We start from the raw sequence: 25,143 nt of genomic DNA on the forward strand, positions 1-25,143 counted from the left end.
CGGATGGCCATCCGCCGGAGTGCGCACCGATCATCCAACAATCAGCGCAAATTGAACATGCAAGGGGGCGGCGATATCTTAAGGCGACGATTTTCTACCACTTTAATCAAGGCTACACTTATTCCGGCCATTGGGTTCAAGCGACCGCCGTATTCCTGATTTCACTCAGCCGACCGGTCGAGCCAAGCATACCCGAATCGGTAGCGGTCGTCGCCGCGCTGATAGAAATAGGGCACGTCGATCACCGCTGCCGCAGGCGCGGACACGCCGAGATTGGCCTGGAGCCATTCAGTCATGGCCGGCGGAAGCCCTTCGCTTCCCCCCTTCGGCGGGATCAGCCACACGAGAAGCAGCGGTCGCCGGCCGCTAAGATCCGGGCGGAAGCCGGGATAATCCACGGAAAGGACCGGCACATCCGGAATATCCTGCCTGAGATTGCCGGCGAGCAGGCTGTCGCCGGCAAGGATCGCTGCCGGTTCGGCCTGTTTGCGCAAGCTTTCCAGCATCGTCGCATAGGGCCGGTTCAGCCGTTCGTAATGGCCGGTGAAGCGTGCGGCCGCGACGCTGCCGTAAAGGGCGGCCGGCACGCCGATCATGATGACGGCGACGACGGCCATGAAACGCCGGAACGCTTTGTCGGTCACGACGCCGGCGGCGTCGATCTTCAGGCAGAAATAGAGCGGCAGGATGAAGAGCATCGGCACCAGCCAGCGATCCTTGATGCCGGCCGCGCCGCCGAAGACGATCAGAAATAAAATGCCGGCGAGGAAGACGAGCATCATCCGCTCGATGAGCCGCGTCCATTGCGAGCCGGCGGTGAGCGCCGGACGAAGGCTCTTGCCGAAGACGATCGCAAACACCGCTACCGTCAATCCGGCAAAGCTGACGATGGCAAGAGCGAGCGAGCCGACGCCCATGGCGACCTGCATCGGATAGCTGGCATTGTCGCTGGCGGTCATCTTTTCCAGGGTGCGGGCGGTGGCGAAGTCGAGATTGTCCTTCAGCCAGAAGAGATGCGGCAGGGTGATGACGAGGGCAACGATAGCGGTCACCGCCAGCCGTCGATCGAAGATCCGCCCCCGCCAGCGCGCATCCGCCAGCGCGCCGATCAAGGCTGCGGCCGGCAGGATGGCGAAATTATATTTGGCGAGCAGGCCGAAACCGATGCCGATGCCAGCGGTTAGATAGGAGGCAAGGCTCGGCTGTTTCAGACTGCGGATGAAGCCGTAGAAGAAGATGCTGGCCGAGAAGAAGACCGCGACCGTGTGCGTCAGGTCTCGCTGCATCTCGAAGACCATCTGCGGGATGGTCAGCAATCCGAGCGTCGCGATCGCCACCAGCGCCTTGTCGCGCAAAATGAGACGCGCGGTCAGGCCGTACAGCAGGAAGGCGCTGAACAGCAGGAGATTCTTCACCACCGAAAGCGCGACAAGCGAAACACCGGCAAACTGGAAGACGGCATATTGCAGCCAGTTGTAGAACGGCGGCTGCGGGCCGTAACCGGCGGCGAGCCATTGCGAGCGGAAAACCTGTTCGGCCTCGTCGAGATCGAGTGAATGCGAGGTTGCGAGCCGCACACCGACCTGAAGCGTGAAATAGAAGGCCAGCAGCACGAAAATCCAGCGCATGTCGCGAAGACCGGTCTTGATCATTCTATCTGGCCCCCGGCCGAACCCAGGCATAGCCGAGTGCGAAATTATCGCCCTGGCGGCCGAAATAATAGGGAAGCGACAAGGCGCCGATCTCCTGCGGCGTGATGCCCGCCGCCGTCAGCGCCGATGAAAACCGCTCCGGCATGACGGCATCCGCCGCCGTCGCCGTCTTCTTGCCGCGCCAGACGATCAGCACCGGTCCGCCTGCTGTCGTGTAGGCCGGAATGCCGGCAACGGGAAAATCGGGAATGACGACGGGCACATGGGGAAGCTGCAGACGCATGTTGCCGGCGACATAGGGATCCGAGGCAATCACCAGTGCGGGTTCGGTCTGCCGGGTCATTTCGCGGGCGAGATCGGCCATCGGCACATTCGGTCGACTATAGGTGCCGATCAGCCCGGCGCCGACCACGCGGAAGCCGAGCGCGACCAGCACACAGGCCATCAGCACCGGAACGACCGGCCGGAAGCGGCGCAGCCCGGCGGAAAGATCGAGCCCGGCCGCCTTCATCTTTGCCAGAAAGTAGATCGGCAGCACCAGCAGGAACGGATCGAGCCAGCGCTCACGCACCGTGGTGGAACCGGTGAACAGCACGATCAGAAGGATTCCGGCGAGGCTCGCAAGCATCATCCGCTCCATCATCGCGGTCCAACGGTTTCCGGATGAAAGCATCAGGACAAAATCCCGACGGAAGGCAGCGGCGAAAATTGCGACCGGGAGTGCCGCAAAGGCGAGGATGGCGACGACAAAGGCGAGAATACCTTTGCCGATCCGTACGATGCCGGCGGGTTCGTTGCCGGCGGCCATCTTGACCAGAGTGTCGGAGGAGGCGAATGCGAGATTGCCCTGCAGCCAGATCGCATGCGGCAGGACGATGACGAGCGCGACGGCGACCGCGATCAGCATGCGCCAGTCGAGCGCCCTGCGCCGCCATTCGGCGTCAGGCAGGATGGCAATCAGCGCGACCGCCGGCATCAGCGCAAAATTGTACTTCGAGATCAGCCCGATGCCCGTTGCAAGGCCGAGCAGCAGGTAGCTGCCGACGCCTGGCCGGTCGAGCGTGCGGAAGAAGCCGTAGAGGAACAGGGAGCTGGCAAAGAGCAGCGCCGTCGTGTGGGTCAGATCCTGCTGGGCCATGTAGGAGACCTGGGGCAGGGTGATCAGCGCCAGCATGCCGACGGCGGCGAGCGCCTGGTCCTTCAGTGCCTCGCGCCCGGCAAGGCCATAAAAGAGGTAACACAGGAAGAGCAGGATATTCTTCGGCACGATCAACGCGCCGATCGACATGCCCGTCACCGAAACGACGGCATATTGCATCCAGTTGTAGAAGGGCGGCTGCGGGCCGTAGCCCGCCAGCAGATATTGCGAGAAGAAGGACTGCTCGGCCTCGTCGAGCTCCAGCGAATGCGGAAGCGCCAGTCGCAGCCCGACGTTCAGCACGAAATAGGCTGCAAGCAGCAGAGCCGCGATTCCGATCGTCCTCGTCGCGCGTTCCAGCATCGTGCTGCCGGCTTAGGCTTGGCTTTGATCGTCGAAGATCTGCCGCACGATATAGTTCGGAGAGGCGTCGTCACGGTAATAGGTGCGCGCGATCATTTCCGCCAGAATGCCGGTCGTGATCATCTGCACCGAAGACAGCAGCAGCACGACGCCGACCATCAGCATCGGTCGCGTGCCGATATCATTGCCCATGATGAACTTGTCGAAGCCGAGATACAGCAGGATCAGCATGGCGACGGCGCCGAGACCGAGACCCAGCGAGCCGAAGAAATGCCCCGGCCGCGCCTTGTAGCGCATGAAGAACATCACCGAGAGCAGGTCGAGGATGACGCGGAAGGTGCGCGAAATCCCGTATTTCGAAACGCCGTGTTCACGGGCATGGTGGGTGACGGCCATTTCGCCGATGCGCGAGCTCGGGACGACACCGGCCACCCAGGCCGGGATGAAGCGGTGCATTTCGCCCATCAGCTTCACCTGCTTGATGATCGAGGCACGGTAGATCTTCAGGCTGCAGCCGTAATCGTGCAGCTTGACGCCGGTGATGCGGCCGATCAGGTAGTTGGCGCACCAGGAGGGTATCTTGCGCAGGAACAGACCGTCCTTGCGGTTCTTGCGCCAGCCGACCAGGAGGTCGAGTTCGCGCCGTTCCAATTCGGCGACCATCGCAGGAATGTCCTTCGGATCATTCTGCAGGTCGCCGTCCATCGTCGCGATCAGGCGGCCCCGGGCGGTATCGATGCCGGCCTGCATGGCGGCGGTCTGGCCGAAATTGCGCTGCAGCTCGACGATTCTCAGCGCCAGCCCCTCGCGCCCGACGTATTTGCGGGCGTTGACGAGCGTCGCATCCGTGCTGCCGTCGTCGACGAGGATCAGTTCCCAGCGATGAGGATATTGGGACATCGCGGCAAGGATACGCTCGACCAGCGGGCCGACGCTTTCCTCTTCGTTGAAAACGGGCACGACCAGCGACAGCTCGAGCGATTGTACCGGATCATTCGTGCCGCGAATGGGCTCTACCGTTGTCTGCAACTTTCATCTCCAAAAGGCCGGGCGGCCTGGCAGTCCTTACTGCCGCCACCGCGTTTGCGGAAGCCTACTACATGAACTGCCCGTCCGTTGCCAGCGGCCAATGCCGGTTTCCCCGCAATCGGCCGACATGCCGCAGCGCTATTGCGCGCCTCCCTCCACCCAGGAGTAGCCAATGGAGAAGGTATGTTTGCCGTCACCGAAAAGATAGGGCAGCGTCAGGGTATTTATCTCTTTCAGATGAATACCCGATCTGACGAGATCGTTGGCGAAGCCGGGAGAGATGGTTGGATCATTTGCGGTTTCGCCGCGCCAGACAACCAGCACCGGCCCCTTCGCAGCCGCATATTCGGGAACCCCGGGGCCGGGGAAGAACGGGATCACGACGGGAACGTCGGGAAATTCGAGCTTCATATTGCCCGCCACGAACTTGGTTCCCGCGACGATGAGAACCGGTTTGCGGGTCGCTGTCAGTTCGGTCACGTAGTTCGCGAAGGGCACGTTCGTTCTCGTATAGGTGCCGATATATTGAATGGCGACGATCCGCAGCAGCAGGATCGACAGGATGACGATCATGAAAACCGGCACCACCGGCCGGAAGCGTGCAAGGCCGGCGGAAAGATCGAAACCTGCTGTCTCCAGTTTCAGGAACAGATAGATCAGCAGGACGAGCAGGCACGGGTCGAGCCAGCGCTCGTGGATGTCGCTGGCGCCGGCGAAGACGACGATGCCGGCGAAGGCGAGCAGGCTGACAACCATCATCCGCTCGATCACCCGGATCATCGGACTGGACGAAGAGAGCGCCCGGAAGAAATCCCGCCGGAAGGCAGCCGCGATGAGAACGATCGGCAACGCGGCGAAGCCGAGCACGGCGATGACGAGGGACAACAGCCCCTGTCCGATGCGGGGGAGGCCGGCCGCGGCCTCATGCTCGGCAGTCATCCGCTCCAGCGTCGGGGCCGAAGCGCTGACGAGGTTATCGGGCAGCCAGAGCGCATGCGGCAGAACGATCAGAATGGCGATGACGGCCGCCGCCAGCAGGCGCCAGTCGAACAGGCGGTTGCGCCACTTCCAGTCCGGCAGCACGGCGACGAAGGCGGCAAAAGGCAGGATGGCGAAATTATACTTCGAGATGAGGCCGATGCCGGTGGCAATGCCGATGACGAGATAACTGCCGATCGTCGGCTGGCGCAGCGTCCGGAAAAAGCCGAAGAGGAAGAGCGAGGTCGCAAACAGCAGGGCAACGGTATGGGTGAGCTCGCGCTGCGCCATCAGACCGACCTGTGGCAGGGTAATCAGGCTCAGCATGGCGATGGGCGGGAGCAAACGGCTCTTCAGCACCTCGCGGGCAGCCAGACCGTAGAAAAGATAGCTGCCGAAGAGGATGATGTTCTTGGGAACCGAGAGCGCCCACATCGTAATGCCGGTCACAGAGACGATGGCGTACTGGATCCAGTTATAAAAGGGCGGCTGCGGGCCGTAGCCGGCCAGAAGATATTGCGAGTAGAATGCTTGCTCCGCCTCGTCGAGATCGAGTGTATGCGGCAATGAGATGCGGAGCAGGATGTTCAGCAGGAAATAGACTGCCAGAAAAATGCTGGCGCTCTTGATGCTTTTGGTAATGCGCTCCAACATCGATCTCCAAGTCAAGCCGGCAAGGCCTCGCCATCTCTGCCGCGCGGATCGCCGGCTTGAGACGCTCCCGCCGTCACCGTCATCAACTCCGCCGTTGTGCGCAACCTTCATTTCTCCTAAAACGCCGGGACGGAACCGAGGCCCATGCCGACGCCAAGCGAGGAATGCCTACTACATGAAGAGTTCGATCGTTGAAAGCCAGCAGTCCTGGTTTATGCGCAATCGCATGACGGCGCTGACGGTCGCAATTGTCGCAGCCTATGCGCTCTTCGTGCAGTGGTTCTGGGGCTGGCCCGTCATCATCAGCCAATGGGCCGATGTCGGGGCAGGTCCTGTCATCGGCGCCCTCGTGGCTCTGACGGGCACCTATTTCCTGCGCACCTGGCGCATCTACGACTATTTTCCGACGGAGACCGCGGGACGGTTCGCGACCCTCTTCCGGGTCACGCAGATCCACAATCTCCTGAACATCATGCTGCCCTTCCGGACCGGCGAAACCAGCTTTCCCCTGTTGATGCGCACCGAATTCGGCATTCCGCTGACGCGCGGAACCTCGGCACTCCTCGTCATGCGGCTGCTCGACCTGCACGCTCTGCTGGCGGCTGCCGGCATCGGCTTTGCGCTCGCCGCACCCGATGCGCTCGTCGCATGGTCGCTTTGGGCGGCCTTCCTGCTGCTGCCGGTCGCAGCCTTCGCCGCACGCAAGCCGCTGTTGCGCGTCACCGCCGGGCTTCTGCCTGCAAAGGTCCAGAGATTGGTCGTTGAGATCGAAAACGGCTTGCCGCTCGATGCCGCGGCCTTTGCGCGCGCCTGGGCGATGACCATCGTCAACTGGCTGGTGAAGGTGATCGTGCTCGCATGGGCGCTCGGCCTGATGGGCGTGTTTCCTATGGCGGCCAGCTTCGGCGGCGCGCTTGGCGGCGAACTCTCCTCCGTCCTGCCGGTGCACGCGCCGGGCGGAGTCGGCACCTATCCGGCCGGCATCACCGCCGGCGCCATTGCGCTCGGAGCGTCGAGCGAACGGGCGGCGCTCGCCGTGCTGGCGCAGGCGAGCGTCAACGCCCATCTGCTGATCATCGTCTCGGCGCTGACGGGCACGGCGATCTCACTGCCGCTCGGGCGCCGCGGCAAGCGCTGAAATCCGCTTTCGCAGAAACGCCTGCTCCGGCTCCTGCCGGCAGAGCGACAAGGCCGTCTGATAGGCTGCGATCGCCTCTTCTCTCCGGCCGAGCCGGCGCAGGAAATCGGCACGGGCCGAATGGGCAAGGTGATAGGCCTGCAGCTCCCGGCGTCCCAGAATGGCATCGATCAGATCCAGCCCTTTTGCCGGCCCTTCGGCCATCGAAATCGCCACGGCGCGGTTGAGCTCGACGACCGGCGAGGGCTGGGCTGCCAGAAGCAGATCGTAATAGAAGGCAATCCGCGGCCAGTCGGTTTCCTCGGCGCTCGCCACCTTCGCGTGTTCGGCGGCGATCGCCGCCTGTACCGTATAGGTGCTGATCTCTTCTGTCCGCATTGCCTTGGCCAGGAGCGCCAGGCCTTCCGAGATCTTGGCGCGGTCCCAGAGCGAGCGGTTCTGATCGGCAAGCAGCACCAGCGCTTCCTCCTCGCTGCTGCGGGCGCTGCGGCGGGAATCCTGCAGCAGCATCAGCGCCAGAAGTCCGCAAACATCAGGATGCGGCAGCAGCGCCAGCAGCAGCCGCGCCAGCCGGATGGCCTCTCCGGTCAGGTCGGCGCGAACGACCGCGTCTCCCGACGAGGCGGAATAGCCTTCGTTGAAGACGAGATAGATGACATGCAGCACCCGGTCGAGCCGCTCGGGCAGCGCCTCGCGGCCCGGCACTTCATAAGGGATGTTCGCGGTCCGGATCCTGCCTTTGGCGCGCACGATCCGCTGGGCGACCGTCGGCGCCGGAATGAGGAAGGCATGGGCGATCTCTTCGGTGGTCAGTCCGCAGATTTCCCGAAGCGCCATCGCCGTCTGCGCGTCCGCCGGGATAGCAGGGTGGCAGCAGGTGAAGATCAGCCGCAGCATGTCGTCCTCGATCGCTTCCATCTCGCCCATCTCCGTTTCGTCGACGCTGTAGAGGCTGTCCTCGATGTGCTGCTGCGCGGCATCGAAACGCGCTCGCCGGCGGATCGCGTCAATCGCCTTGAAGCGGCCGGTCGACACAAGCCAGCCGGAGGGGTTGTCGGGAACGCCGTCGACCGGCCATGTTCGTGCGGCCGCTGCAAAGGCATCGTGCAGCGCTTCCTCCGCACGGTCGAAATCGCCGAGCAATCGGATCAGCGTCGCCAGCACCCGGCGAGACTGGCTTCGGTAGATCTCCTCGATGACGCTTTCCAAGGGGGCACCTCAGTTCGGAAGGGTGAGCGTTCGCACCGGTCTCAGTTCGACCGCGCCGTAGCGGGCCGATGGAATTCGCCCGGCGATCTCCTTCGCCTTCGCCATGTCAGGCGCCTCAATGACGTAGAAACCGGCCAGATGCTCCTTCGTTTCGACATAGGGGCCGTCGGTGACGGAGAGCTCATTGTTTCGAACCCGCAGCACGCTCGCCTGGTCAGGCATTTCGAGCGCATCGGAATGGATCATGAAGCCGTCGCGTTGCAGTTCCTCGTCGAAGGCGAAATGCGCTTTGATGAGGTCGTCGGTTTCATCAGCTGTCAGTCTGCCGTCGGTGTCGGCGCTGTTATAGATCAGGCAGATGTAGCGCATCGCTCAGCACTCCTCCTTGATCGAATAGGCCGGCCGCACCTCGATCGCGCCATAGCGCGCCACGGGAAAGGTCGCGGCGATCGCCGTTGCTTCCGCCATATCCTTGGCCTCGATCAGCACGAAGCCGCCGAGATGTTCCTTGATCTCGGCGAAAGGGCCGTCCGTCGCCGTCACTTCGTTGCTGCGAACCCTGACCGTCACGGCCGTCGACGGCTCGCGCAGCGCCAATGCGACGAGCAGGTGGCCGCTGTCGCGCAGCCGGTCATCGTTGAGGATCGAATCCTTCGTCAGCTTTTCGCCTTCCTCGGCGGAAATGGCGTTGATCTTCGCGGTTTCGAACCAGACCTGGCACAGATATTTCATTGCCGTCTCCTCACGTGTCTTTTCCGAAGGAATGAATGGGCCGCACCTCGATCGCACCGAGCTTTGCAAGCGGGATGCCGGCGGCGATGCGGATCGCTTCGTTGAGGTCCTTGGCCTCGATCAGGATGAATCCGCCGATCGCCTCCTTCGTCTCGGCGAAAGGGCCGTCCGTCACCAAGGTCTCACCGCTGCGCACCCGCACGGTCACCGCCGATGTCGGCGGCTGCAGCGCCTGGGCGACGATCATGTGGCCGCTTTCGGCAAGGTCCTTGTCGTAGTTCAAGGAATTCGCGCCGAGCTCGGCCTTCTCCTCTTTCGTCATCGCGGCGAGCACCGCGCCGTCGAACCAGACCTGACAGAGATATTTCATCGCAGACAGCCTCCTTGGGATGTTTCAATGACTCTGGACGATCGAGCTTCACACATTTCGACAGCGGCGGAAAAAATCTTTGTCGCTGCCGGCTGTCGAAATCGCAAGGCAGCACTCGACAAGGCTTCATCGAAACCTGTCGAGGAGAACGGCAATGAGTATTCTTGAAATCGCGCTCGCAAGCCAAATCTGGGCCCGCCGCCATGACAAGCGTCCCCAGGTGTATGACGAAGGCGATGGGCTGAAGATTCTGCTGCGCACCGCTTTCATCGTCGTCGGCTTCACCCTGCTGATAGCAGGGCTGAACCTTGCTGCCGGCCGACCGCAGGTGGTTGCGCAGCAGCCAGCGCCTGTCGTCGCAGGCAGATGAGGAAACGGCCTACAGCAATTCCGGTAAAATGCGCGCCGGTTTTGCCAGGCAAAGCGCGAAGCGCTTTTGCCGGGAATGCGTGAAAACACAGAGATTTCCGTGGTCTGAAGAAAACGGAAATACTCTATTGGAAGGCTGTTTCGAAGAAGCTGCGCAGCTTGCGCGAATGCAAGGCTTCCTTCGGCATGGCGGCCAGTTTCTGCACGGCGCGGATGCCGATCTGCAGATGTTGGTTGACCTGCGTGCGGTAGAAGGCCGTCGCCATGCCCGGCAGCTTCAATTCGCCGTGCAGCGGCTTGTCGGAGACGCAGAGCAGCGTGCCGTAAGGCACGCGGAAGCGGAACCCGTTGGCGGCGATCGTTGCCGATTCCATGTCGAGCGCGATGGCGCGCGCCTGCGACAGCCGCTGCACCGGCCCGCGCTGGTCGCGCAGTTCCCAGTTGCGGTTGTCGATCGTGCCGACGGTGCCGGTGCGCATGATGCGCTTCAGCTCGAAACCTTCGTAGCCGGTGATTTCGGCGACGGCGGCCTCCAGCGCCACCTGCACTTCGGCGAGCGCCGGGATCGGCACCCAGACAGGCAGGTCGTCGTCGAGCACATGGTCCTCGCGCATATAGGCATGGGCAAGCACATAATCGCCGAGCCGCTGGCTGTTGCGCAGGCCGGCGCAGTGGCCGAGCATCAGCCAGGCATGCGGGCGCAGCACGGCGACATGGTCGGTGATCGTCTTGGCGTTGGAGGGACCGACGCCGATATTGATCATGGTGATCCCGGCATGGCCCTTCTTCTTCAGATGGTAGGCCGGCATCTGCGGCAGGCGGGCAAGGGTCGCATCCGTTTCCGGCACGCTCGAGCCGGGCAGGGTGACGATATTGCCGGGCTCGACGAAGGCGGTATAACCGTCGCCGCCCTCGGCCATCAGCTTGCGCGCCCAGCTGCAGAACTCGTCGATATAGAACTGGTAGTTGGTGAACAGCACGAAATTCTGGAAATGCTCGGCATGCGTCGCCGTATAATGCGACAGCCGGGCGAGCGAATAATCGATACGCTGGGCGGTGAACGGCGCGAGCGGCGAGGGCTCGCCCGGCGGCGGGATATATTCGCCGTTGGCGATCTCGTCGTCGGTGGTGTTGAGGTCGGGCGTGTCGAAGATATCGCGCATCGGGACGTCGACGAAGGCGGAGGTCGATGCTTCCACATGCGCGCCCTCGCCAAAGGCGAAGTGCAGCGGAATCGGCGTCGTCGATTCCGAGACGATCACCGGAACATTGTGGCTCTTCATCAGCAGCGACAGCTGCTCCCTCAGGTAATGCTTGAAGAGCTTCGGCCGGGTGACCGTCGTCGTGTAGATGCCGGGCGCCGTGACGTGGCCGTAGGAGAGGCGCGAATCGACATGGCCGAAGCTGGTCGTCTCGATGCTCACCTGCGGATAGAAGGCGCGGTAGCGCGAGGCGATCGGAGCGCCTTGGGCCAGCTCGCTGAAGCTCTGGATCAGGAACGCCGTATTGCGCTCGTAGAGTTCGGTCAGCGTCTCGACGGCCTTGGCGGGATCATCGAAACTCTGCGGCTGGAAAGGGGATGGAGAGGAAATGTCGAGCGGCGACAAAGGGGAGATTCGTTTGTTCATGACGCATTATAGAGAGTTGTTTTTGACAAGCAAACGACGTGCGCCGGCGGAATCGATTTTTATCTTCTTCCGCGTCTGTACTGCTCACCGCACCGTCGGCGCGCAGAAGCTCCCGTTTCTCTCCAGGCAGGTATAGCTCGCGCCGAAATGCGACTGCGTGCCGCCGCCGCCCTCATGCACGACGACCGCCGAAAATGTGACCGCGAAGATCGCTGCGAACAGCGTGATGATGCTGAAACGTCTTGCCAGAATGTAGAGGTTCATCTCATGCCCCGATACGGCAACCTAATCATGACAAGAGTTTTGTCATGCGGCGGCTGAACGAGTGCTGAGATGCCGGTTCATCCACCGTTCAGCTTGCGGGGCAGGGTCGGGCGATTGTCATCAAGATCGGCGGGCGGAGAAGCTTTCGAAAAATGCCGGCATTTCGGCCGGCATGCTTGGGCGTTTTGGATGTTTGCTGCGTCGGCCTTATCGCCTTCAGAGCCGCGTCCAGGTCTGCGACTTGCAGAGGATTTTCAGGACGCAGCCCTGCATCCGCAGCGAATTGCCGGAAACCTTGCCCGAGCCGCTATAGGTCTTGTCGGCGGCCGGATCGGTGATCTCGCCGGCGTAGCTGCCGCCAGTGCCGGCAAGCGTGCCGATCTTCCGGCCGGTGTATTTGCCGGTTTTCAGCGTCACGCAGTAACTGCCGCCGCAGGCCGCGATCACCGCCGTTTCGCCCGAGGCGGTTTTCCAATTGCCGACGATCGGCTCTTCGGCATGCGCGGTGCCCGCGATCATGGCGATGGCGCCGGCGAGAATGAAGCTGCGGATCATCTTTTCCTCCCTGATGTCCTTTTGACCGGCCGCGAAAATAACTGACGCGAACGTAAAGGTAAATACAGGTGATCGCTATCGCCCGAGTTCGGCGAAAGCAGGAAAAAGCGAGAGGTCGAGGCGTTTAAACCTGTCGTCTGCTGATTTCATGATGAACGATCGGTTTATTTTCGAATCTGAATCTTTCGTAAAATTCGAACGAAAACCCCTAAGCTCCAAGGCATCCGATGTTTAACAAAAATCCAATTTTACCAAGTGTTTGCACTTTGTTTGTCTCAAATTAATCATGCATTTTAGGCGTTTTTTGAAAGCCGTTCGGCATAGTGAAGCCATCAAACGAGCGGGGCAAACCCGCCGAAACTGAAGGGCTGCAAGCCGCGATAGACGGCAAGGTCCGGAGGTAAAACAGGGTAAGTCATAAACAGGCTAACAGGGATAAAACCGATGGCACGCTTTGAAATGCACAATGCTGAAACGGCCACCATGGGTGGCGACAACAGCGCCGATGTCTTCTGCGAAATGGGTCTGATGTATGCGACCGGCCGCGGCTGCGCCGTCGATCTCGTCGCTGCCCACAAATGGCTGAACATTGCCGCGATCAAGGGCAACGACCGCGCCGCCGAGCTTCGCGCCGACGTGGCCGCCGCCATGAACAAGATGCAGCTCGTGGAAGCGTTGCGCGCCGCCCGCGAATGGATGACGGTTCACTGAAGCCGTCTCCTGCTGGTGGTTCGACAGAAATAACAACCTCGAAAGAGGGGCGGCGGGGCGATTTGAAACGCCGATGCCGGGAGAAGAGCACCGCGGCCGGATATCCTCCACCGGCCGCGGTTCTTCGTTAAATTGTCAGCGTGATGTCATCCGAAAACCGCTCACGCTTTTCGGCATCACGCTTGATCAGCCGATCGCCTTCAGCACCTGCGGCAGGGTTTCCTCGAACAGCGCCATGTCGGGCTCCGGTCCGACGCTGACGCGGATGCAGCGATTGAGCGGTGCCACACCGGGCATGCGGATGAAGACGCCATGCTCCATCAGCCCGTCGACGATCGCCCGCGCATAAGCGCCGTCGCGGCCGGCGTCGATCGCCACGAAATTCGTCGCCGAGGGCAGCGGCTCAAGGCCGTTTGCCCGGGCGATGCGGCCGATCCGCTCCCGCGCCGCATGGATCCTGCCGACCACTTCGGTGAGATAGGCCTGGTCCTTGAGGGCGGCGAGCGCGGCGGCCGTCGCCAGCCGGTTCATGCCGAAATGATTGCGGATCTTGTCGAAGGCCTGCGCCGTGCCCGGCGTCGAGATGACGTAGCCGGTGCGGGAGCCGGCAAGTCCGTAGGCCTTGGAGAAGGTGCGGGTGCGCACGATGTTCGGCAGATCGATCAGCGAAGCGATCGACGGCAGCGAATTTGCCGGTGCCGTCTCGCTATAGGCCTCGTCGAGCACCATCAGCGTCGTCTCGGGCAGTGCCCGGGCGAAAGCGACGATGCTGTCGGCGTCCCACCAGCTTCCCATCGGATTGTCGGGATTGGCGAAATAGACGAGCGGCGCATTCTCGCGCCTGACGGCCTCGAGCAGTCCATTGAGATCTTCGCGGTCGTCGACATAGGGCACGGTCACCAGCCGGCCGCCGAAACCGGCGACATGGAAATTGAAGGTCGGATAGGCGCCGAGCGAGGTGACGACCGGCGCGCCGGCTTCGATCACCAGCCGGACGATCTGGCCGAGCAACTCGTCGATGCCGCCGCCGATGGCGAGATTGGCGGGGGAGATACCGAGATGGGCGCTGAGCGCTTCCCTCAGCGCGAAATTTTCCGGATCATTGTATTTCCAGATATTGCCGGCTTCCTCGCTTATCGCCGCAAGCACGGAAGGGGCCGGGCCGAAGCCGTTCTCGTTGGCGCCGATGCGTGCCAAGACGGCACGTCCGCGCTGGCGCTCGATGGCCTCGGGGCCGACGAAGGGAACTGTGGAGGGCAGGGCGCTGATGAGGGGTGTGAAGCGCGAAAAGGCGGACATGCGAAGGCAAGTTCCCGGACATGTTGACGGTTGGCGCAACAATAGGCCGGGGTACAGCCAAGGCAAGCCAGATTATTTCGACAGCTGACCGATGGGCGACGCTTGCGGGCGGAAGATCGGCGCACGCCGTGCATCGATCGCTTCCATGTTGCCGACAAGGAAATCGGTGCGCACCACGCGGCGCAGGACCTCGGGATCCATCAGGTTGATAAACCGCACGCCGATGCGTTCCTTGTGACGGTAGACCTCGGCACAGCCGATCCGATAGGCGAGGCCGAGAATGTTGAGATAATAATGCTTCGGCAGACCGGCGGTGGTCGACACGATGAAGGTGGCGCCGCCTTGCGAGATATCGATGATCTCGGCGCTTCGCATCGACACGCCGGTGAGGCACGGCCGGACGGCGACGATACGGGCGGGGCGCTTGACGTGGAACTCTTCCCAGCGCAGGTCGTAAATGGCGGATTTGACCGTGGCAAGGTGTGTGGCGCGGAGCATAGTCATCTTACATTCTCCGTCAGGCAGGGCACAGTTGGGGTTCTTGCTCTGGTGCAAGCTGATCTTGCTCCGGCCAAGGTCACATGAATGTTTTGCGCATTCGTCAAATATAAAATGACAATTTTAACGAGTTTAAATTTTGTTCCCAAGCGGGACGCCCGATGTTCACAATCGGGACGCGGGTCGTCAGTCCAACACCCATTTCGGCCGGGATTTCTGAGGGTGAGATATGCGTCGGCAGCGGTCGGCGCCGCCAATTCCGGCAACACCGCCCACACAAGTCGCCGCGGCGGCGAAGGGCAGGAAAACAGCGAGCCTTGGAAACCGGATCGCCGCTCCCATCGATTTCCGGCGCAATTTCTCGAACTCTTTCAACGGCCGGACGTTCTGTCTTGATCGATGAAGCATGGCGCGCTTCGATGACGACAGCGAGGAGTTGAAGATGACCGACGTCAGAATTCCCGGGAAATCATGGGTCGTAGTCTGCAATGGAGCCAAGGCCCTGATCATGCAGAATGCCGGCGATGCCCAACTGGTGAACCTCAAGGTGCTGGAAACCCTGACGCAGCCGAGCGAGCCCGATCGCGAGATCGGCACCGACAAGCCCGGCCGCAGCCACGCCGCCGATGGGTTCAGCCGCAGCGCTGTCGAAGAGACCAGCTGGCAGGAGCAGGCCGAAGCTCAATTTCTGAGACATGTGGCGGAACGAATGGACGAGCTGACCCAGGCAAAGGATGCGCACCGCATCGTCCTCATCGCGCCGCCGAAGGCGCTCGGCACCTTGCGGCCGGCGCTCAGTGCCGAGACGCAGGCAGCGATTTCGACGGAATTGGCGAAAGACTATACCAATCTGCCGATCGACGAGATCGAGCGACATCTCGCCGCCTGATCAAAGGCATCAAGAGAGCGTGGGCTGGCTGGCCCGCGTCTCACCCTGACGATCGGAGCCCGGCAAACAGATCTTCATGACCGGCAAACAGCGCTGCCAGGCGGTCGATGACGATCCTGACCTCCGGCCGTTGCCGCTCATCGTCATGCGCGACGATCCACATCTCGTAGGTCAGATCGTCGATGACAGGCCCGGCGCGCACGAGCTTGCGCTCCTGATCGCCGATGAAACAGGGCAGCACGCCGCGGCCGGCCCCGCCACGGATCAGGTAAAAGAGCATATGCGGCGTGTTCGTCCAGCTGGTGATCCAATAATCCGGCTGTTCGAACGTCCATTTGTCCGCCGGCGTGATCGCGATGTCGGTGCCAAGCGAAATCCAGTTGCAATTGGTCTGCGCAAAGTCGGCCGCCTGGTAAGCGGCATGGGCCACTTTGACCGAACGGCGGATCGCGACGTTGCCGCTGTCCGGCCGGCTGTGGCGAATGGCGATATGCGCCTCGCGATAGGTGAAGTCGACGCTCGCATCACAGGTCTTGTAGCACATGCGGAAACTGTCCTTTGGCGTCCAGACGCCGGCCAGATGGCCGGCGATGAAGCGCAGGGTCCAGCTGTCGGCGGCCGTCGAGACGATCGGCAGCATCAGCACCTCGCCGCGCCAGTCGGAGATCGCCTGCGCCGCATCCTGCATCCGCCGGACGCGATCGAGCAGCTCCTGACCGTCCTTGGCCAGAAGGTAACCGGTCGGGCCACGGCTGAACAGCGACCGGCCGGTCACCCGTTCGAGCGCCAGCATGCGCCGTCCGATCGTCGGCGCGCTGAGGCCGGTGCGTGCTGCAGCGGCCGAAAGCCCGCCGCCGGTCGCGACATGGAAGAAGAGTTGCAGATCGTCCCAGCTCGCATCTTTCATGGATGAAAACCCCCTTTCCCCGGCGCCTCTACATAGCCAGCGCGTGAAGGCCTAGCTCAAGTGCTCCAGCAATAGATGGAGGATAGGCAATGCTTCTCAACTGGGTCGTTCTCTTCGAGGAAGTCGAAACTCGCAAACGCCGCATGCGCCGCGATCCCATGGCCGATCCGCTCGATGGCCCGGTCATCCCGATCATCGCCTATCTCTCCTCAAGAAGAGGCGAGACGAGGCCGCGCCGCGATAAGGCGCGGATTGAAAGAAGCCTCAGGTTTCGAAGCTCAGTCGCAGCACGTGGTGCAGGAATTCCGGATTGAGCAGCATGTTGAAGCTGACCGTCACCAATTCGCCTTCGCGCTTGACCATGGTGGCGCCGATCTCGTCGTGGATGCCGAGGATTTCGAGAAAGAAATGGCTCGGCATCTCCAGGCCCGGGCTGACTTCGAGCACCGCGCCGGCCAGCGTGATCGTGCGGATCAGGCAGCGCACCTGCGTTCCGGTGCTGAGATGATGGCCGACGAAGATAATGTTGCCCGGCCTGTCGAGGTTGAATTCCCTGTACGCACGTTCCGGCTTGGGATGTTCTGTGTCGAGGTGCATCTGAAAGGCCCTTTTAGCCTCCGCTATCATATGACAAAATTAGCACGAGATTACTGATAGCTGCTGAAGAACATCGTTAAGATTGAAGTCTTCTTGGGAGATTGCCGGAAAATCGCATCGATTTCGGGCAGTTTTGCTCCAAATTTGTTCATGCCCGGCGCATATCGGCCATTCTTGACATGTCGGCGGCCTTCGCGCATACAAAGTCCCGGTTCGAGGCACCGGCCGCTCGCGGATGAAAATCCATGGTGAAGTCCTCGCGATCATGGTCACGGCCCCTTGTGCATGCTGGCTGACGGCAATGCGAGCTCCCATCCACAGTCGAAGAGCATGCCTTTTGCGAAGGCCCACTCCATGACGACGACCTATCCCGGCATTGACGAATTGAAGGCCCAGGCCAAACGCCTGCGCCAGGCGATGAACGATCGCGGCACCGCGCTGACCCACAGTGCGGCGCTCGAAATGATCGCCCGCCAGCACGGCGCGCGCGACTGGAACACGCTGGCGGCGCTGGCGGCGAAACCCCATGCGGCTGCGAAGACACCCCTTTTCGTCGGGGCGCACATTCGCGGCCGCTATCTCAATCAGCCGTTCACCGGCGAGGTTCTGGCGCTGTCGGCCCTGCCGGGAGGCGAACTCCACAGGATCACCATCCATTTCGACGAAGCGGTCGATGTCGTGACCTTCGAGAGCTTTTCAGCCTTTCGCCGGCGTGTGAGCTCGCAGATCGATGCCGACGGCGTCTCACCGAGGAAAACCTCGAACGGCGTGCCGCATCTGGTGCTCGATCTCTAAATCACTTTTGATTCACTTTGAGGCCGTCTGAATCCGGATGATGTCACCCCGGATCGGACCTCGCCATATCGCACGGATTTCTCCATGACCGATCTTTCCCGGGGCAATGCTTTTCTCACCGGCTGGTTGCCGGGCGTCTTCATTGATCGTCCCTGGATCGGGACAGGCTCATAAGATCATCGAGGACCGCGTCGCCGCTGTCGAAATCTTGAGCGATCGATGTCGGGCCTACCTGCGCCGCAAGGCGCGCTTATGCTTTCAGCAGCCATTCGTGCTCGACGGCGTTGTGGAATTTCCAGATCCGCTTCGGCCCGGCCATGACGTTGAGGTAGTAGAGATCGTAGCCGTGCGTTGCCGCGCAGGGATGGTAGCCCTTCGGCACCAGAGTCACGTCACCGTCCTCGATCGCCATCGCTTCGTCGAGCGAACGATCGTCGGTATAGACGCGCTGGAAACCAAAACCCTGCGGCGGATTGAGGCGATGATAATAGGTCTCTTCCAGGAAGCTCTCGTTCGGCAGGTCGTCCTGGTCGTGCTTGTGCGGCGGATAGGAGGAGGTGTGGCCGCCCGGCGTGATCACCTCGACGACGAGCAGCGAATGCGCCGAGCTGTCGTCCTCAGGCATGATATTGTTGACGTAGCGCACATTCGTGCCCTTGCCGCGCGTCACCTGCGGATGCGTGCCGGGCGGAATTTCCTTCGCCTGGTGGGTGCCGCCGCCGGGCGCCGAGCAGACGGCGAGCTCGAGATCGGTCTCCGCCGTGACAGACCACGCCGACTCCATCGGGATGTAAAGTGCATGCGGGGCGCCTTCGAACGGGCTCATGCGGCCGCCGAGCGTGCCGAAATCCCTGGTGCCGGCCGACGCCTTGCCCTTGCCGGTGACCCAGACGAGGCAGACTTCCCGATCGCCGGTCTCTCCCGAAACCGTCTCGCCCGGCTTCAAGCGATGCAGATCGAAGCCGACATAGGTCCAGCCGGCATTCTCAGGGGTGACATGCGTGACGCGGCCATGCGTGCCGGATGGTTTCACCTTGAGGTTTGGCATTGGTGGTTCTCCTCGTACGTTAAAAATTCCCCGCCCCAAACCCCTCCCCACAAGGGGGAGGGGCTTAATCTGCGGCGCTGTCTCGCCCATCTTGCGGCGTTCCTTTTGCAAGTGGCGCTGTCTGGAGCGGGGCGGTGCCTCAAGTTAAGTCCCTCCCCCTTGTGGGGAGAGGTTGGGGAGGGGTTTTCTTTTCCGTTATCCCTTCGGGAAACCTTCGGTCTCCACCGAGTAACCGGCAGCCGTCATCACCCGCATCAATTCGGCATGGCCGATCTCGGCCATTTTCTGCGGCGGCGCTTTGCGCGGATCCTGCTCGGCTTCGACGACGAACCAGCCCTCATAGCCGTGGTCAGCCAGCCGCTGGACGATGGCGGCGAAATCCAGCGAGCCGTCGCCCGGCACGGTGAAGGCGCCGAGCGCCACCGCGTCGAGGAAGGACTGCCGGCTGCGGTCCAGCCCATCGACGACCGACTTGCGGATGTCCTTGACGTGAACATGGTTGATGCGGGCGTGGTGATGGTCGATGGCGCGCAGCACGTCGCCGCCGGCAAAAGCCAGATGGCCGGCATCGAGCAGCAGCGGAATGCCTTCGCCCGAATTGCGCATGAAGGCGTCGAGTTCCGGCTCGGTTTCGACGACGGCTGCCATGTGGTGGTGGTAGGAAAGCGGCATGCCCTGCTCGGCGCACCATTCGCCGAACTCGGTGACGCGGCGCGCATAGGCCTTCATCTCGTCGTCGGCGAGGCGCGGCTTGGTCGCGAGCGGCTTGGAGCGGTCGCCCTGGATGGAGCGTCCGACTTCGCCGTAAACGATGCAGGGCGCATTGACCGCCTTGAACAGTTCGATCATCGGCGCGATGCGGTCTTTGTTGGCCGCAAGCTCCTCATTGACCAGCGTGCCGGAGAACCAGCCGCCGCACAGCGTCACGTCGGCGGCGCGCAGGATCGGCAGCATTTCTTCCGGGTTGCTGGGGAAACGGCGCCCTTGCTCCATGCCGGTAAAACCGGCGCTGCGCGACTGCCGCAGGCATTCCTCCAGGGACACATCGTCGCTGAGTTCGGGAAGATCGTCGTTCCACCAGGCGATGGGCGACATGCCGAGTTTGGCCTTCATCAACATTCTCCTTAAAGATAATGCGGAGGAGCGGTGCCGCTCCTCCGAAAAATGACAGCAATGATTTAGCCGATGCGCTGGGCGGCGCGTGCTTCGATATAGCCCTTGCGCGCTTTGTTGACCTCTTCGCGTGGGCTGACCTCGGGCACCGCGACATCCCACCAGTGGCCGCCGGCCTCAGTGGTGATCAAGGGATCGGTGTCGATGACGAAGACCGAGGTTCGGTCGTTCTTCTTCGAGCTGGCGATCGCCTGCTCCAGCTCTGCGATCGAGCCGACCTTGACGGCGATGGCTCCCATGCTTTCGGCATGCGCGCGGAAATCGATCTCCGGCATCACCTCGTGGTAGGAGTCCTTGAGCAGATTGTTGAAGTTGGCGCCGCCGGTGCCCATCTGCAGCCGGTTGATGCAGCCATAGCCGCGATTGTCGAGCACGACGATGTTGAGCTTGAGGCCGAGCATCACCGAGGTCGCGATCTCGGAATTCATCATCATGTAGGAGCCGTCGCCGACCATGACGACGACATCGCGTTCGGGACGCGCCATCTTGGCGCCGAGCCCGCCGGCGATCTCGTAACCCATGCAGGAAAAGCCGTATTCCATGTGATAGCTGCCGGGCGCTGTCGCCGGCCAGAGCTTGTGCAATTCGCCGGGCAAGCCGCCGGCGGCGCAAAGCAGCGTCGTATTGTCGCCGCCGATCGTGCGCACCACCGCACCGATCACCTGCGCGTCGGAGGGCAGGGCGGCATTGGTCGTCGCCATGGCGTTCGCCGCCGCTTCCATCCAGGCCCTTTTCTCGGTCGCGGCTTTCTCAGCAAGTGCTGCCGGCGCCTTCCAGCCGGAAAGGCCCGCCGAAAGCGCCTTCAGCCCTTCGCGGGCGTCGGCGACGACGGGATGGCTGTCGTGCTTCACCGCGTCATAGGCGGCGATATTGAGCCCGATCATTTTGAGGCTGTCGTTCTTGAACAGCGCCCAGGAGCCGGTGGTGAAATCCTGGCAGCGTGTGCCGACGGCGATGACGAGGTCCGTCTCTTCGGCGATCGCATTCGCTGCCGATGTGCCGGTGACGCCGACCGAGCCGAGCGCCAGCGGCAGGGTTTCGTCGATTGACGACTTGCCGGCCTGGGTGACGACGACGGGAATGGCATGGGCCTCGGCAAAGGCGGCAAGCTCCTTCGTCGCCTGCGAATAAAGAACGCCGCCGCCGGCAACGATCACCGGCTTCTGCGAGGCCTTGATCAGCGCGATGGCATTGGCGAGCTCATCCGCATCCGGCTGCGGCCGGCGGGTCGTCCAGACCTTTTCCTCAAACAGGCTCTCCGGATAATCGAAGGCTTCGGCCTGAACATCCTGGCAGAGCGACAAGGTCACCGGACCGCAATCCAGGGGATCGGTCAGGACCTGCATGGCGCGCTTCAGCGCCGAAATGATCTGCTCCGGCCGGGTGATGCGGTCGAAATAGCGCGAAACCGGGCGGAAGGCGTCATTGGCCGAAACCGTGCCGTCGCCGAAATCCTCGATCTGCTGCAGCACCGGATCCGGCGCGCGGTTGGCGAAGACGTCGCCCGGCAGGAAGAGAACGGGAATGCGGTTGACATGTGCGACACCGGCCGCCGTCACCATGTTCAGCGCGCCGGGACCGATCGAGGTCGTGCAGGCCATGAAGCGCGTGCGGAAATTCGCCTTGGCATAGGCGATCGCGGCATGCGCCATGCCCTGTTCGTTGTGGGCGCGATAGGTCGTCAATTCCCCGCGCACCTGATAAAGCGCCTCGCCTATGCCGGCGACGTTGCCATGGCCGAAGATCGCCCAGACGCCGCCGAAGATCGGCACCTTTTTGCCGTCGACAACCGTCATCTGCTTTTTGAGGAAATGCGCGACGGCCTGCGCCATCGTCAACCGAATCGTCTTGCCCATCGGGGTCTCCCGGAGTTTTAACTCTTTATCTTTTTCCCTCCCCAACCCCTCCCACAAGGGGGAGGGACAAACCTGTTCGGCTCTCTGCGTTCCCGCCGCAACCTTTCATCCGGAGGATGCTCGATGATGGCGTGAGGCGGCGCCTCAAGTTAAGTCCCTCCCCCTTGTGGGGAGGGGTTGGGGAGGGGCTTAATTCTATTGCTACTGAAGCCCGCGCGTCTTCAGCCACGCCTCTGTCAGTTGCCGGAAGCGGCCGGCCATGTCGGCGATCGCCTCCTCGTCGTTCATGGCGCCCGAAAGCCAGGCGCGCGCCGCGTCGGCAAAGATCGTCCGGCCGACGGCGAAGCCCTTCACCGAAGGAGCCGCCAGCGTCGCCTCGAAGCAGGAGATCAGTTCCTCGGCGGGCGCCTCGAGGCCGAGGAGCACGATACCGCGGCACCATGGATCATTTTTGGCAATCACCGCGTCGATCTTCTTCCAGGCTTCGCCGGAGGCTTGCGGCTCCAGCTTCCACCAGTCCGGCTTGATGCCGAGCGCATAAAGTTCTTCCAGCGCGGTCGCGATCGTATCGTCGGTAAGCGGTCCGTTCTTGCCGGCGATGATTTCGACCAGCAGCTCCCGGCCGACCTTGCGTGCGGCTTCGAACAGCGTGCGCAGCTTCTCCTGCTGCTCGCCCTTCAATTCGGCCGGGTCGTCGGGATGATAGAAGCACAGGCATTTGATGCAATGGCCGAGCGGCCATTCGACAAGCTGCGAGCCGATATCCTGGCTGAATTCGAAGCGCAGCGGCTTCGAGCCCGGCAGCTCTACCGGCCGGCCGATCCAGGAGAAATTCTTCGTCGCCGCATCGAAAAAGGCGTCGCGGCCGAAGCGTTCGTCGATCAGCATGCCGTAGCCGTCACGGCCGTTCGAAACGCGCGCTGCCGCTTCGACCGCCAGTCGCTTGAAGGCGACGATTTTCTCGTGGCCGACGCCGACTTCATCGGCGACGCTGACAAGTTGCGAGCGGTGATCGATCGCCAGCGCCATCAGGAGCGGGATGTCGCCGCGCCGGGTGGATGCCCAATGAATATGGTTGATCGCCTCGTCCTTGCGCAGCGCCCGATGTTTGCTGCCGGTCTTCAGGAAGAAGTCGAGTTCCGCCCAGGTCGGATATTCCGGCGAGCAGAGCAGCCGGGAGACGGCAAAGGCGCCGCAGGCATTGGCCCAGGTCGCGCAGGTCTTCAGCGGCTCGTCGCGCAGGAAGCCACGCAGGAAGCCGGACATGAAGGCATCACCGGCGCCGAGCACGTTGAAGACCTCGATCGGGAAACCCTGGCCGACGATGCCGGCTTCGAGATCGTCGGCGATCGGCCCGTCATAGACGATGCAGCCCATGGCGCCGCGCTTCAGCACGATCGTCGCCGGCGTCAGGCGGCGGATCTCCTTCAGCGCGCCAAGCACGTCGTCGGCGCCGGAAGCGATGAGGATTTCCTCCTCGGTGCCGACGATGAGATCGCAATCGGGCAGCGTCTCCTTCATCTTCGAGGAGACGCGGTCGGATTTGACATAGCGCTCGAAGCCTTCCGCATGGCCGGCAAGGCCCCAGAGGTTCGGCCGGTAGTCGATGTCGAAGATCACCTTGCGGCCGTTCTCCTTGGCGATGCGGATCGCCTTGCGCTGCGCGGCCTCGGTGTTGGGCCGCGAGAAATGTGTGCCGGAAACGAGAACGGCGCGTGACGACTTGATGAAGTTTTCATCGATATCGCCTTCCTCGAGCGCCATGTCGGCGCAGTCGGAACGATAGAAGATCATCGGCGATACGCCCTCGGCCTCGACCGCAAGCAGCACGAGCGCCGTCAGCCGCTCCTTGTCGGTGACGATGCCGTCCGTCGCGACCCCTTCGCGCGCCGCCTGCTCGCGGATGAACCGTCCCATCTGCTCGTCGCCGACGCGGGTGATGAGGCCGGATTTGAGGCCGAGCCGCGCCGTGCCGATGGCGATATTGGACGGGCAGCCGCCGACCGATTTGGCAAAGGAGGCGATATCCTCCAGCCGCGAACCGATCTGCTGGCCGTAAAGATCGACCGAGGAGCGGCCGATGGTGATTACATCAAGCGCCGGCTCCGGCTGTGAGCCCGGATTCGATTGTACCATGATGTCCTCCCGCTAGATTTTGCGCGGCTTCCAGTGCCTGCGAATTTCAATAATGAAACATTGGTTCCGATATTTTGTCAATTCGGAATGTTTATTCCATTTTCGCTTTTCCAGCTTTTGCGTGCTGGCGCTTGCGCCGCCGCTCGGCGATGGCGACCGGCAGCGCCATGGTGAGCGCCATCGAGGCCGACAGCGAGCGGAAGCCGGCGAAATCGGCCTCCGCCACTTCGAACCAATGCGTGGCGCAGGCGGCAAGCGGCGAGAAGGCCGAATCGGTGATCGCGATAATGGGGACGCCGCGGTCGGCAAGCTCCTGACTCTGGCTGAGGCTGTCGGCCGCATAAGGCGAGAAGCTCGCGGCGATCGCTGCATCCTTCGGCGTTGCGAACTGCACCATCTCGGGATCGACGCCGTTCGGCGAGGCGACGATCTGGTGGCGGATGTTGAGCTTGGAAAAAGCGTAGGTCATATGCGCCGTCAGCGGATAGGAACGTCGTTTGGCGATCAGATAGATCGTTTCGGCGGCGGCCAGGATATCCACCGCTTTCGTGAACGTATCGCTCTGCACCGTCGCCGCCAGCCGGTTGACCGACTGGCTTGCCGCGGCAATGAAACCGGAGAGCAGGTTGGCGTCCTCGTCGTCGCCGCTCGCCTGCTCCAGGGTGACGAGCCGTTCTTCATAGCTCAGTGTCCGGTCGCGCAGCCTTTCGCGGAAGATGCTCTGCAGATCGGAAAAGCCTTCGTAACCCAGATGGTGTGCCAGGCGCACCAGCGTCGAGGGCTGGACGTCGGAGGCAGCGGCGATGCTCGCCGTCGTGCCGAAGGCGATTTCGTCGGGATTGCCGAGCGCGAAGGCGGCGACCTGCGCCAGCCGCTTCGGCATGCTCGCCTTGCGCTCGATGATGGTGCTGCGCAGGCTTTCGAAATCGCGCGGCACACGTGCGTGCCTCTGGGGGTCATTATCCATGCTTGCGGCTCACGGGATGAAACAAATATTCCATATTGTTGAGCATAAACGATTTCAAACGACACGCCTAATTGTTTTTAATCGCCTGTAATTCAAGGCTTTTAAACAGTTTTGGCAGGGAAGGATACGGAAATGCCGGTGAACGGTCTCTTGTCAAAATGATCCAAATATTCCAAAAATCCCGCGCG

27 protein-coding genes are annotated in these 25,143 nt (G+C 62.2%); 7 read left to right on the plus strand and 20 right to left on the minus strand.

Features of this window, described 5'->3' with window-relative positions:
- Positions 1-161: 161 nt before the first annotated feature.
- The 4 genes from CO671_RS13220 to CO671_RS13235 form a co-directional block, all read right to left on the minus strand.
- Entirely contained in the window at positions 162-1,652 is a 1,491-nt protein-coding gene (locus CO671_RS13220) for a glycosyltransferase family 39 protein (protein WP_097606326.1), read from the minus strand.
- A 1-nt stretch (position 1,653) separates the two neighbouring features.
- A complete protein-coding gene (locus tag CO671_RS13225) occupies positions 1,654-3,153 on the minus strand; it encodes a glycosyltransferase family 39 protein (protein ID WP_097606327.1) in 1,500 nt (499 codons plus the stop codon).
- Positions 3,154-3,165: 12 nt separating this feature from the next.
- On the minus strand, positions 3,166-4,182 hold the full coding sequence (locus CO671_RS13230; RefSeq protein WP_097606328.1) for a glycosyltransferase family 2 protein: 1,017 nt from the start codon (positions 4,180-4,182) through the stop codon (positions 3,166-3,168).
- A 138-nt stretch (positions 4,183-4,320) separates the two neighbouring features.
- Complete coding sequence (locus CO671_RS13235) at positions 4,321-5,814, minus strand: glycosyltransferase family 39 protein (RefSeq protein WP_097606329.1); 1,494 nt, start codon at positions 5,812-5,814, stop codon at positions 4,321-4,323.
- 175 nt (positions 5,815-5,989) lie between these two features.
- On the opposite strand from CO671_RS13235, the gene CO671_RS13240 reads away from it, so the two are divergent.
- The gene (locus CO671_RS13240) at positions 5,990-6,952 is read left to right on the plus strand and encodes a lysylphosphatidylglycerol synthase domain-containing protein (protein WP_097606330.1); all 963 of its coding nucleotides are present in this window, start codon (positions 5,990-5,992) and stop codon (positions 6,950-6,952) included.
- Here the strand turns inward: CO671_RS13240 and CO671_RS13245 are convergent.
- Genes CO671_RS13245 through CO671_RS13260 form a run of 4 tightly spaced genes read right to left on the minus strand, consistent with a single transcriptional unit; the run spans position 6,920 to position 9,263 of the window.
- Positions 6,920-8,161: an RNA polymerase sigma factor gene (locus CO671_RS13245; protein WP_097606331.1), complete on the minus strand. Its 1,242-nt coding sequence runs from the start codon at positions 8,159-8,161 to the stop codon at positions 6,920-6,922. The two genes, CO671_RS13240 and CO671_RS13245, sit on opposite strands and share 33 nt — an antisense overlap.
- 9 nt (positions 8,162-8,170) lie before the next feature.
- On the minus strand, positions 8,171-8,530 hold the full coding sequence (locus CO671_RS13250; RefSeq protein WP_097606332.1) for a YciI family protein: 360 nt from the start codon (positions 8,528-8,530) through the stop codon (positions 8,171-8,173).
- Positions 8,531-8,533: 3 nt separating this feature from the next.
- A complete protein-coding gene (locus tag CO671_RS13255) occupies positions 8,534-8,893 on the minus strand; it encodes a YciI family protein (RefSeq protein ID WP_097606333.1) in 360 nt (119 codons plus the stop codon).
- A gap of 10 nt (positions 8,894-8,903) precedes the next feature.
- A complete protein-coding gene (locus tag CO671_RS13260; RefSeq protein WP_097606334.1) occupies positions 8,904-9,263 on the minus strand; it encodes a YciI family protein in 360 nt (119 codons plus the stop codon).
- Positions 9,264-9,290: 27 nt separating this feature from the next.
- On the opposite strand from CO671_RS13260, the gene CO671_RS33725 reads away from it, so the two are divergent.
- Together CO671_RS33725 and CO671_RS13265 are read left to right on the plus strand one after the other, a co-directional pair.
- Positions 9,291-9,431, plus strand: coding sequence for a hypothetical protein (locus tag CO671_RS33725; RefSeq protein WP_170964980.1), 141 nt, complete (start codon positions 9,291-9,293; stop codon positions 9,429-9,431).
- The gene (locus tag CO671_RS13265) at positions 9,418-9,633 is read left to right on the plus strand and encodes a hypothetical protein (protein ID WP_097606335.1); all 216 of its coding nucleotides are present in this window, start codon (positions 9,418-9,420) and stop codon (positions 9,631-9,633) included. The genes CO671_RS33725 and CO671_RS13265 overlap by 14 nt, the downstream gene beginning before the upstream one ends.
- 124 nt (positions 9,634-9,757) lie before the next feature.
- Here the strand turns inward: CO671_RS13265 and CO671_RS13270 are convergent, their stop codons facing one another.
- From CO671_RS13270 to CO671_RS13280, 3 genes are all read right to left on the minus strand, one after another.
- Complete coding sequence (locus CO671_RS13270) at positions 9,758-11,260, minus strand: AMP nucleosidase (protein ID WP_097606336.1); 1,503 nt, start codon at positions 11,258-11,260, stop codon at positions 9,758-9,760.
- A gap of 84 nt (positions 11,261-11,344) precedes the next feature.
- Positions 11,345-11,524 carry a hypothetical protein gene (locus tag CO671_RS13275; RefSeq protein ID WP_097606337.1) on the minus strand — a complete coding sequence of 60 codons (180 nt, stop codon included), beginning with the start codon at positions 11,522-11,524 and terminating at the stop codon, positions 11,345-11,347.
- A gap of 216 nt (positions 11,525-11,740) precedes the next feature.
- Positions 11,741-12,079, minus strand: coding sequence for a DUF2147 domain-containing protein (locus tag CO671_RS13280; RefSeq protein ID WP_097606338.1), 339 nt, complete (start codon positions 12,077-12,079; stop codon positions 11,741-11,743).
- A gap of 444 nt (positions 12,080-12,523) precedes the next feature.
- Between CO671_RS13280 and CO671_RS13285 the strand changes: the two genes are divergently transcribed.
- Positions 12,524-12,790: a sel1 repeat family protein gene (locus CO671_RS13285; protein ID WP_097606339.1), complete on the plus strand. Its 267-nt coding sequence runs from the start codon at positions 12,524-12,526 to the stop codon at positions 12,788-12,790.
- 186 nt (positions 12,791-12,976) lie between these two features.
- On the opposite strand, the gene CO671_RS13290 is transcribed toward CO671_RS13285, so the two are convergent.
- Both CO671_RS13290 and CO671_RS13295 read right to left on the minus strand, forming a co-directional pair.
- Positions 12,977-14,089: a pyridoxal phosphate-dependent aminotransferase gene (locus CO671_RS13290; RefSeq protein ID WP_097606340.1), complete on the minus strand. Its 1,113-nt coding sequence runs from the start codon at positions 14,087-14,089 to the stop codon at positions 12,977-12,979.
- A 72-nt stretch (positions 14,090-14,161) separates the two neighbouring features.
- On the minus strand, positions 14,162-14,593 hold the full coding sequence (locus CO671_RS13295) for a pilus assembly protein PilZ (protein ID WP_097580237.1): 432 nt from the start codon (positions 14,591-14,593) through the stop codon (positions 14,162-14,164).
- A 436-nt stretch (positions 14,594-15,029) separates the two neighbouring features.
- On the opposite strand from CO671_RS13295, the gene CO671_RS13300 reads away from it, so the two are divergent.
- The gene (locus CO671_RS13300) at positions 15,030-15,476 is read left to right on the plus strand and encodes a host attachment family protein (protein ID WP_097606506.1); all 447 of its coding nucleotides are present in this window, start codon (positions 15,030-15,032) and stop codon (positions 15,474-15,476) included.
- A 40-nt stretch (positions 15,477-15,516) separates the two neighbouring features.
- Here CO671_RS13300 and CO671_RS13305 read toward each other — a convergent pair whose 3' ends face one another.
- Positions 15,517-16,383: a LysR family transcriptional regulator gene (locus CO671_RS13305; protein ID WP_097606341.1), complete on the minus strand. Its 867-nt coding sequence runs from the start codon at positions 16,381-16,383 to the stop codon at positions 15,517-15,519.
- 89 nt (positions 16,384-16,472) lie between these two features.
- Between CO671_RS13305 and CO671_RS34185 the strand changes: the two genes are divergently transcribed.
- Positions 16,473-16,697: a hypothetical protein gene (locus CO671_RS34185; RefSeq protein ID WP_097606342.1), complete on the plus strand. Its 225-nt coding sequence runs from the start codon at positions 16,473-16,475 to the stop codon at positions 16,695-16,697.
- On the opposite strand, the gene CO671_RS13315 is transcribed toward CO671_RS34185, so the two are convergent.
- On the minus strand, positions 16,648-16,980 hold the full coding sequence (locus CO671_RS13315) for a hypothetical protein (RefSeq protein WP_010031867.1): 333 nt from the start codon (positions 16,978-16,980) through the stop codon (positions 16,648-16,650). The two genes, CO671_RS34185 and CO671_RS13315, sit on opposite strands and share 50 nt — an antisense overlap.
- Positions 16,981-17,334: 354 nt before the next feature.
- On the opposite strand from CO671_RS13315, the gene CO671_RS13320 reads away from it, so the two are divergent.
- Positions 17,335-17,775 (plus strand): glyoxalase superfamily protein, encoded by a 441-nt coding sequence (locus CO671_RS13320; protein WP_097606507.1) that lies wholly within the window; start codon positions 17,335-17,337, stop codon positions 17,773-17,775.
- Positions 17,776-18,025: 250 nt separating this feature from the next.
- On the opposite strand, the gene iolB is transcribed toward CO671_RS13320, so the two are convergent.
- The 5 genes from iolB to CO671_RS13345 form a co-directional block, all read right to left on the minus strand.
- The gene (iolB, locus tag CO671_RS13325) at positions 18,026-18,823 is read right to left on the minus strand and encodes a 5-deoxy-glucuronate isomerase (protein WP_097606343.1); all 798 of its coding nucleotides are present in this window, start codon (positions 18,821-18,823) and stop codon (positions 18,026-18,028) included.
- A gap of 195 nt (positions 18,824-19,018) precedes the next feature.
- Positions 19,019-19,936: a myo-inosose-2 dehydratase gene (gene iolE / locus CO671_RS13330; RefSeq protein ID WP_097606344.1), complete on the minus strand. Its 918-nt coding sequence runs from the start codon at positions 19,934-19,936 to the stop codon at positions 19,019-19,021.
- Positions 19,937-20,001: 65 nt separating this feature from the next.
- A complete protein-coding gene (iolD, locus tag CO671_RS13335) occupies positions 20,002-21,852 on the minus strand; it encodes a 3D-(3,5/4)-trihydroxycyclohexane-1,2-dione acylhydrolase (decyclizing) (RefSeq protein ID WP_097606345.1) in 1,851 nt (616 codons plus the stop codon).
- A 201-nt stretch (positions 21,853-22,053) separates the two neighbouring features.
- A complete protein-coding gene (gene iolC, locus CO671_RS13340; RefSeq protein ID WP_097606346.1) occupies positions 22,054-23,988 on the minus strand; it encodes a 5-dehydro-2-deoxygluconokinase in 1,935 nt (644 codons plus the stop codon).
- A 91-nt stretch (positions 23,989-24,079) separates the two neighbouring features.
- On the minus strand, positions 24,080-24,955 hold the full coding sequence (locus CO671_RS13345; RefSeq protein WP_097606347.1) for a MurR/RpiR family transcriptional regulator: 876 nt from the start codon (positions 24,953-24,955) through the stop codon (positions 24,080-24,082).
- Positions 24,956-25,143 lie beyond the last annotated feature (188 nt).

It is taken from the genome of Rhizobium sp. M10 (assembly GCF_002531955.1).
Taxonomy (GTDB): Bacteria; Pseudomonadota; Alphaproteobacteria; order Rhizobiales; family Rhizobiaceae; genus Rhizobium; species Rhizobium etli_C.

Coding starts and splice junctions, on each gene's coding strand:
- CO671_RS13220 (WP_097606326.1), bottom strand. CDS start 1,652: ATGATCAAGACCGGTCTTCGCGACATGCGCTGGATTTTCGTGCTGCTG.
- CO671_RS13225 (WP_097606327.1), bottom strand. CDS start 3,153: ATGCTGGAACGCGCGACGAGGACGATCGGAATCGCGGCTCTGCTGCTT.
- CO671_RS13235 (WP_097606329.1), bottom strand. CDS start 5,814: ATGTTGGAGCGCATTACCAAAAGCATCAAGAGCGCCAGCATTTTTCTG.
- CO671_RS13240 (WP_097606330.1), top strand. CDS start 5,990: ATGAAGAGTTCGATCGTTGAAAGCCAGCAGTCCTGGTTTATGCGCAAT.
- CO671_RS13250 (WP_097606332.1), bottom strand. CDS start 8,530: ATGCGCTACATCTGCCTGATCTATAACAGCGCCGACACCGACGGCAGA.
- CO671_RS13255 (WP_097606333.1), bottom strand. CDS start 8,893: ATGAAATATCTGTGCCAGGTCTGGTTCGAAACCGCGAAGATCAACGCC.
- CO671_RS13260 (WP_097606334.1), bottom strand. CDS start 9,263: ATGAAATATCTCTGTCAGGTCTGGTTCGACGGCGCGGTGCTCGCCGCG.
- CO671_RS33725 (WP_170964980.1), top strand. CDS start 9,291: ATGACTCTGGACGATCGAGCTTCACACATTTCGACAGCGGCGGAAAAA.
- CO671_RS13265 (WP_097606335.1), top strand. CDS start 9,418: ATGAGTATTCTTGAAATCGCGCTCGCAAGCCAAATCTGGGCCCGCCGC.
- CO671_RS13270 (WP_097606336.1), bottom strand. CDS start 11,260: ATGAACAAACGAATCTCCCCTTTGTCGCCGCTCGACATTTCCTCTCCA.
- CO671_RS13275 (WP_097606337.1), bottom strand. CDS start 11,524: ATGAACCTCTACATTCTGGCAAGACGTTTCAGCATCATCACGCTGTTC.
- CO671_RS13280 (WP_097606338.1), bottom strand. CDS start 12,079: ATGATCCGCAGCTTCATTCTCGCCGGCGCCATCGCCATGATCGCGGGC.
- CO671_RS13285 (WP_097606339.1), top strand. CDS start 12,524: ATGGCACGCTTTGAAATGCACAATGCTGAAACGGCCACCATGGGTGGC.
- CO671_RS13290 (WP_097606340.1), bottom strand. CDS start 14,089: ATGTCCGCCTTTTCGCGCTTCACACCCCTCATCAGCGCCCTGCCCTCC.
- CO671_RS13295 (WP_097580237.1), bottom strand. CDS start 14,593: ATGACTATGCTCCGCGCCACACACCTTGCCACGGTCAAATCCGCCATT.
- CO671_RS13300 (WP_097606506.1), top strand. CDS start 15,030: ATGACCGACGTCAGAATTCCCGGGAAATCATGGGTCGTAGTCTGCAAT.
- CO671_RS13305 (WP_097606341.1), bottom strand. CDS start 16,383: ATGAAAGATGCGAGCTGGGACGATCTGCAACTCTTCTTCCATGTCGCG.
- CO671_RS34185 (WP_097606342.1), top strand. CDS start 16,473: ATGCTTCTCAACTGGGTCGTTCTCTTCGAGGAAGTCGAAACTCGCAAA.
- CO671_RS13315 (WP_010031867.1), bottom strand. CDS start 16,980: ATGCACCTCGACACAGAACATCCCAAGCCGGAACGTGCGTACAGGGAA.
- CO671_RS13320 (WP_097606507.1), top strand. CDS start 17,335: ATGACGACGACCTATCCCGGCATTGACGAATTGAAGGCCCAGGCCAAA.
- iolB (WP_097606343.1), bottom strand. CDS start 18,823: ATGCCAAACCTCAAGGTGAAACCATCCGGCACGCATGGCCGCGTCACG.
- iolE (WP_097606344.1), bottom strand. CDS start 19,936: ATGAAGGCCAAACTCGGCATGTCGCCCATCGCCTGGTGGAACGACGAT.
- iolD (WP_097606345.1), bottom strand. CDS start 21,852: ATGGGCAAGACGATTCGGTTGACGATGGCGCAGGCCGTCGCGCATTTC.
- iolC (WP_097606346.1), bottom strand. CDS start 23,988: ATGGTACAATCGAATCCGGGCTCACAGCCGGAGCCGGCGCTTGATGTA.
- CO671_RS13345 (WP_097606347.1), bottom strand. CDS start 24,955: ATGGATAATGACCCCCAGAGGCACGCACGTGTGCCGCGCGATTTCGAA.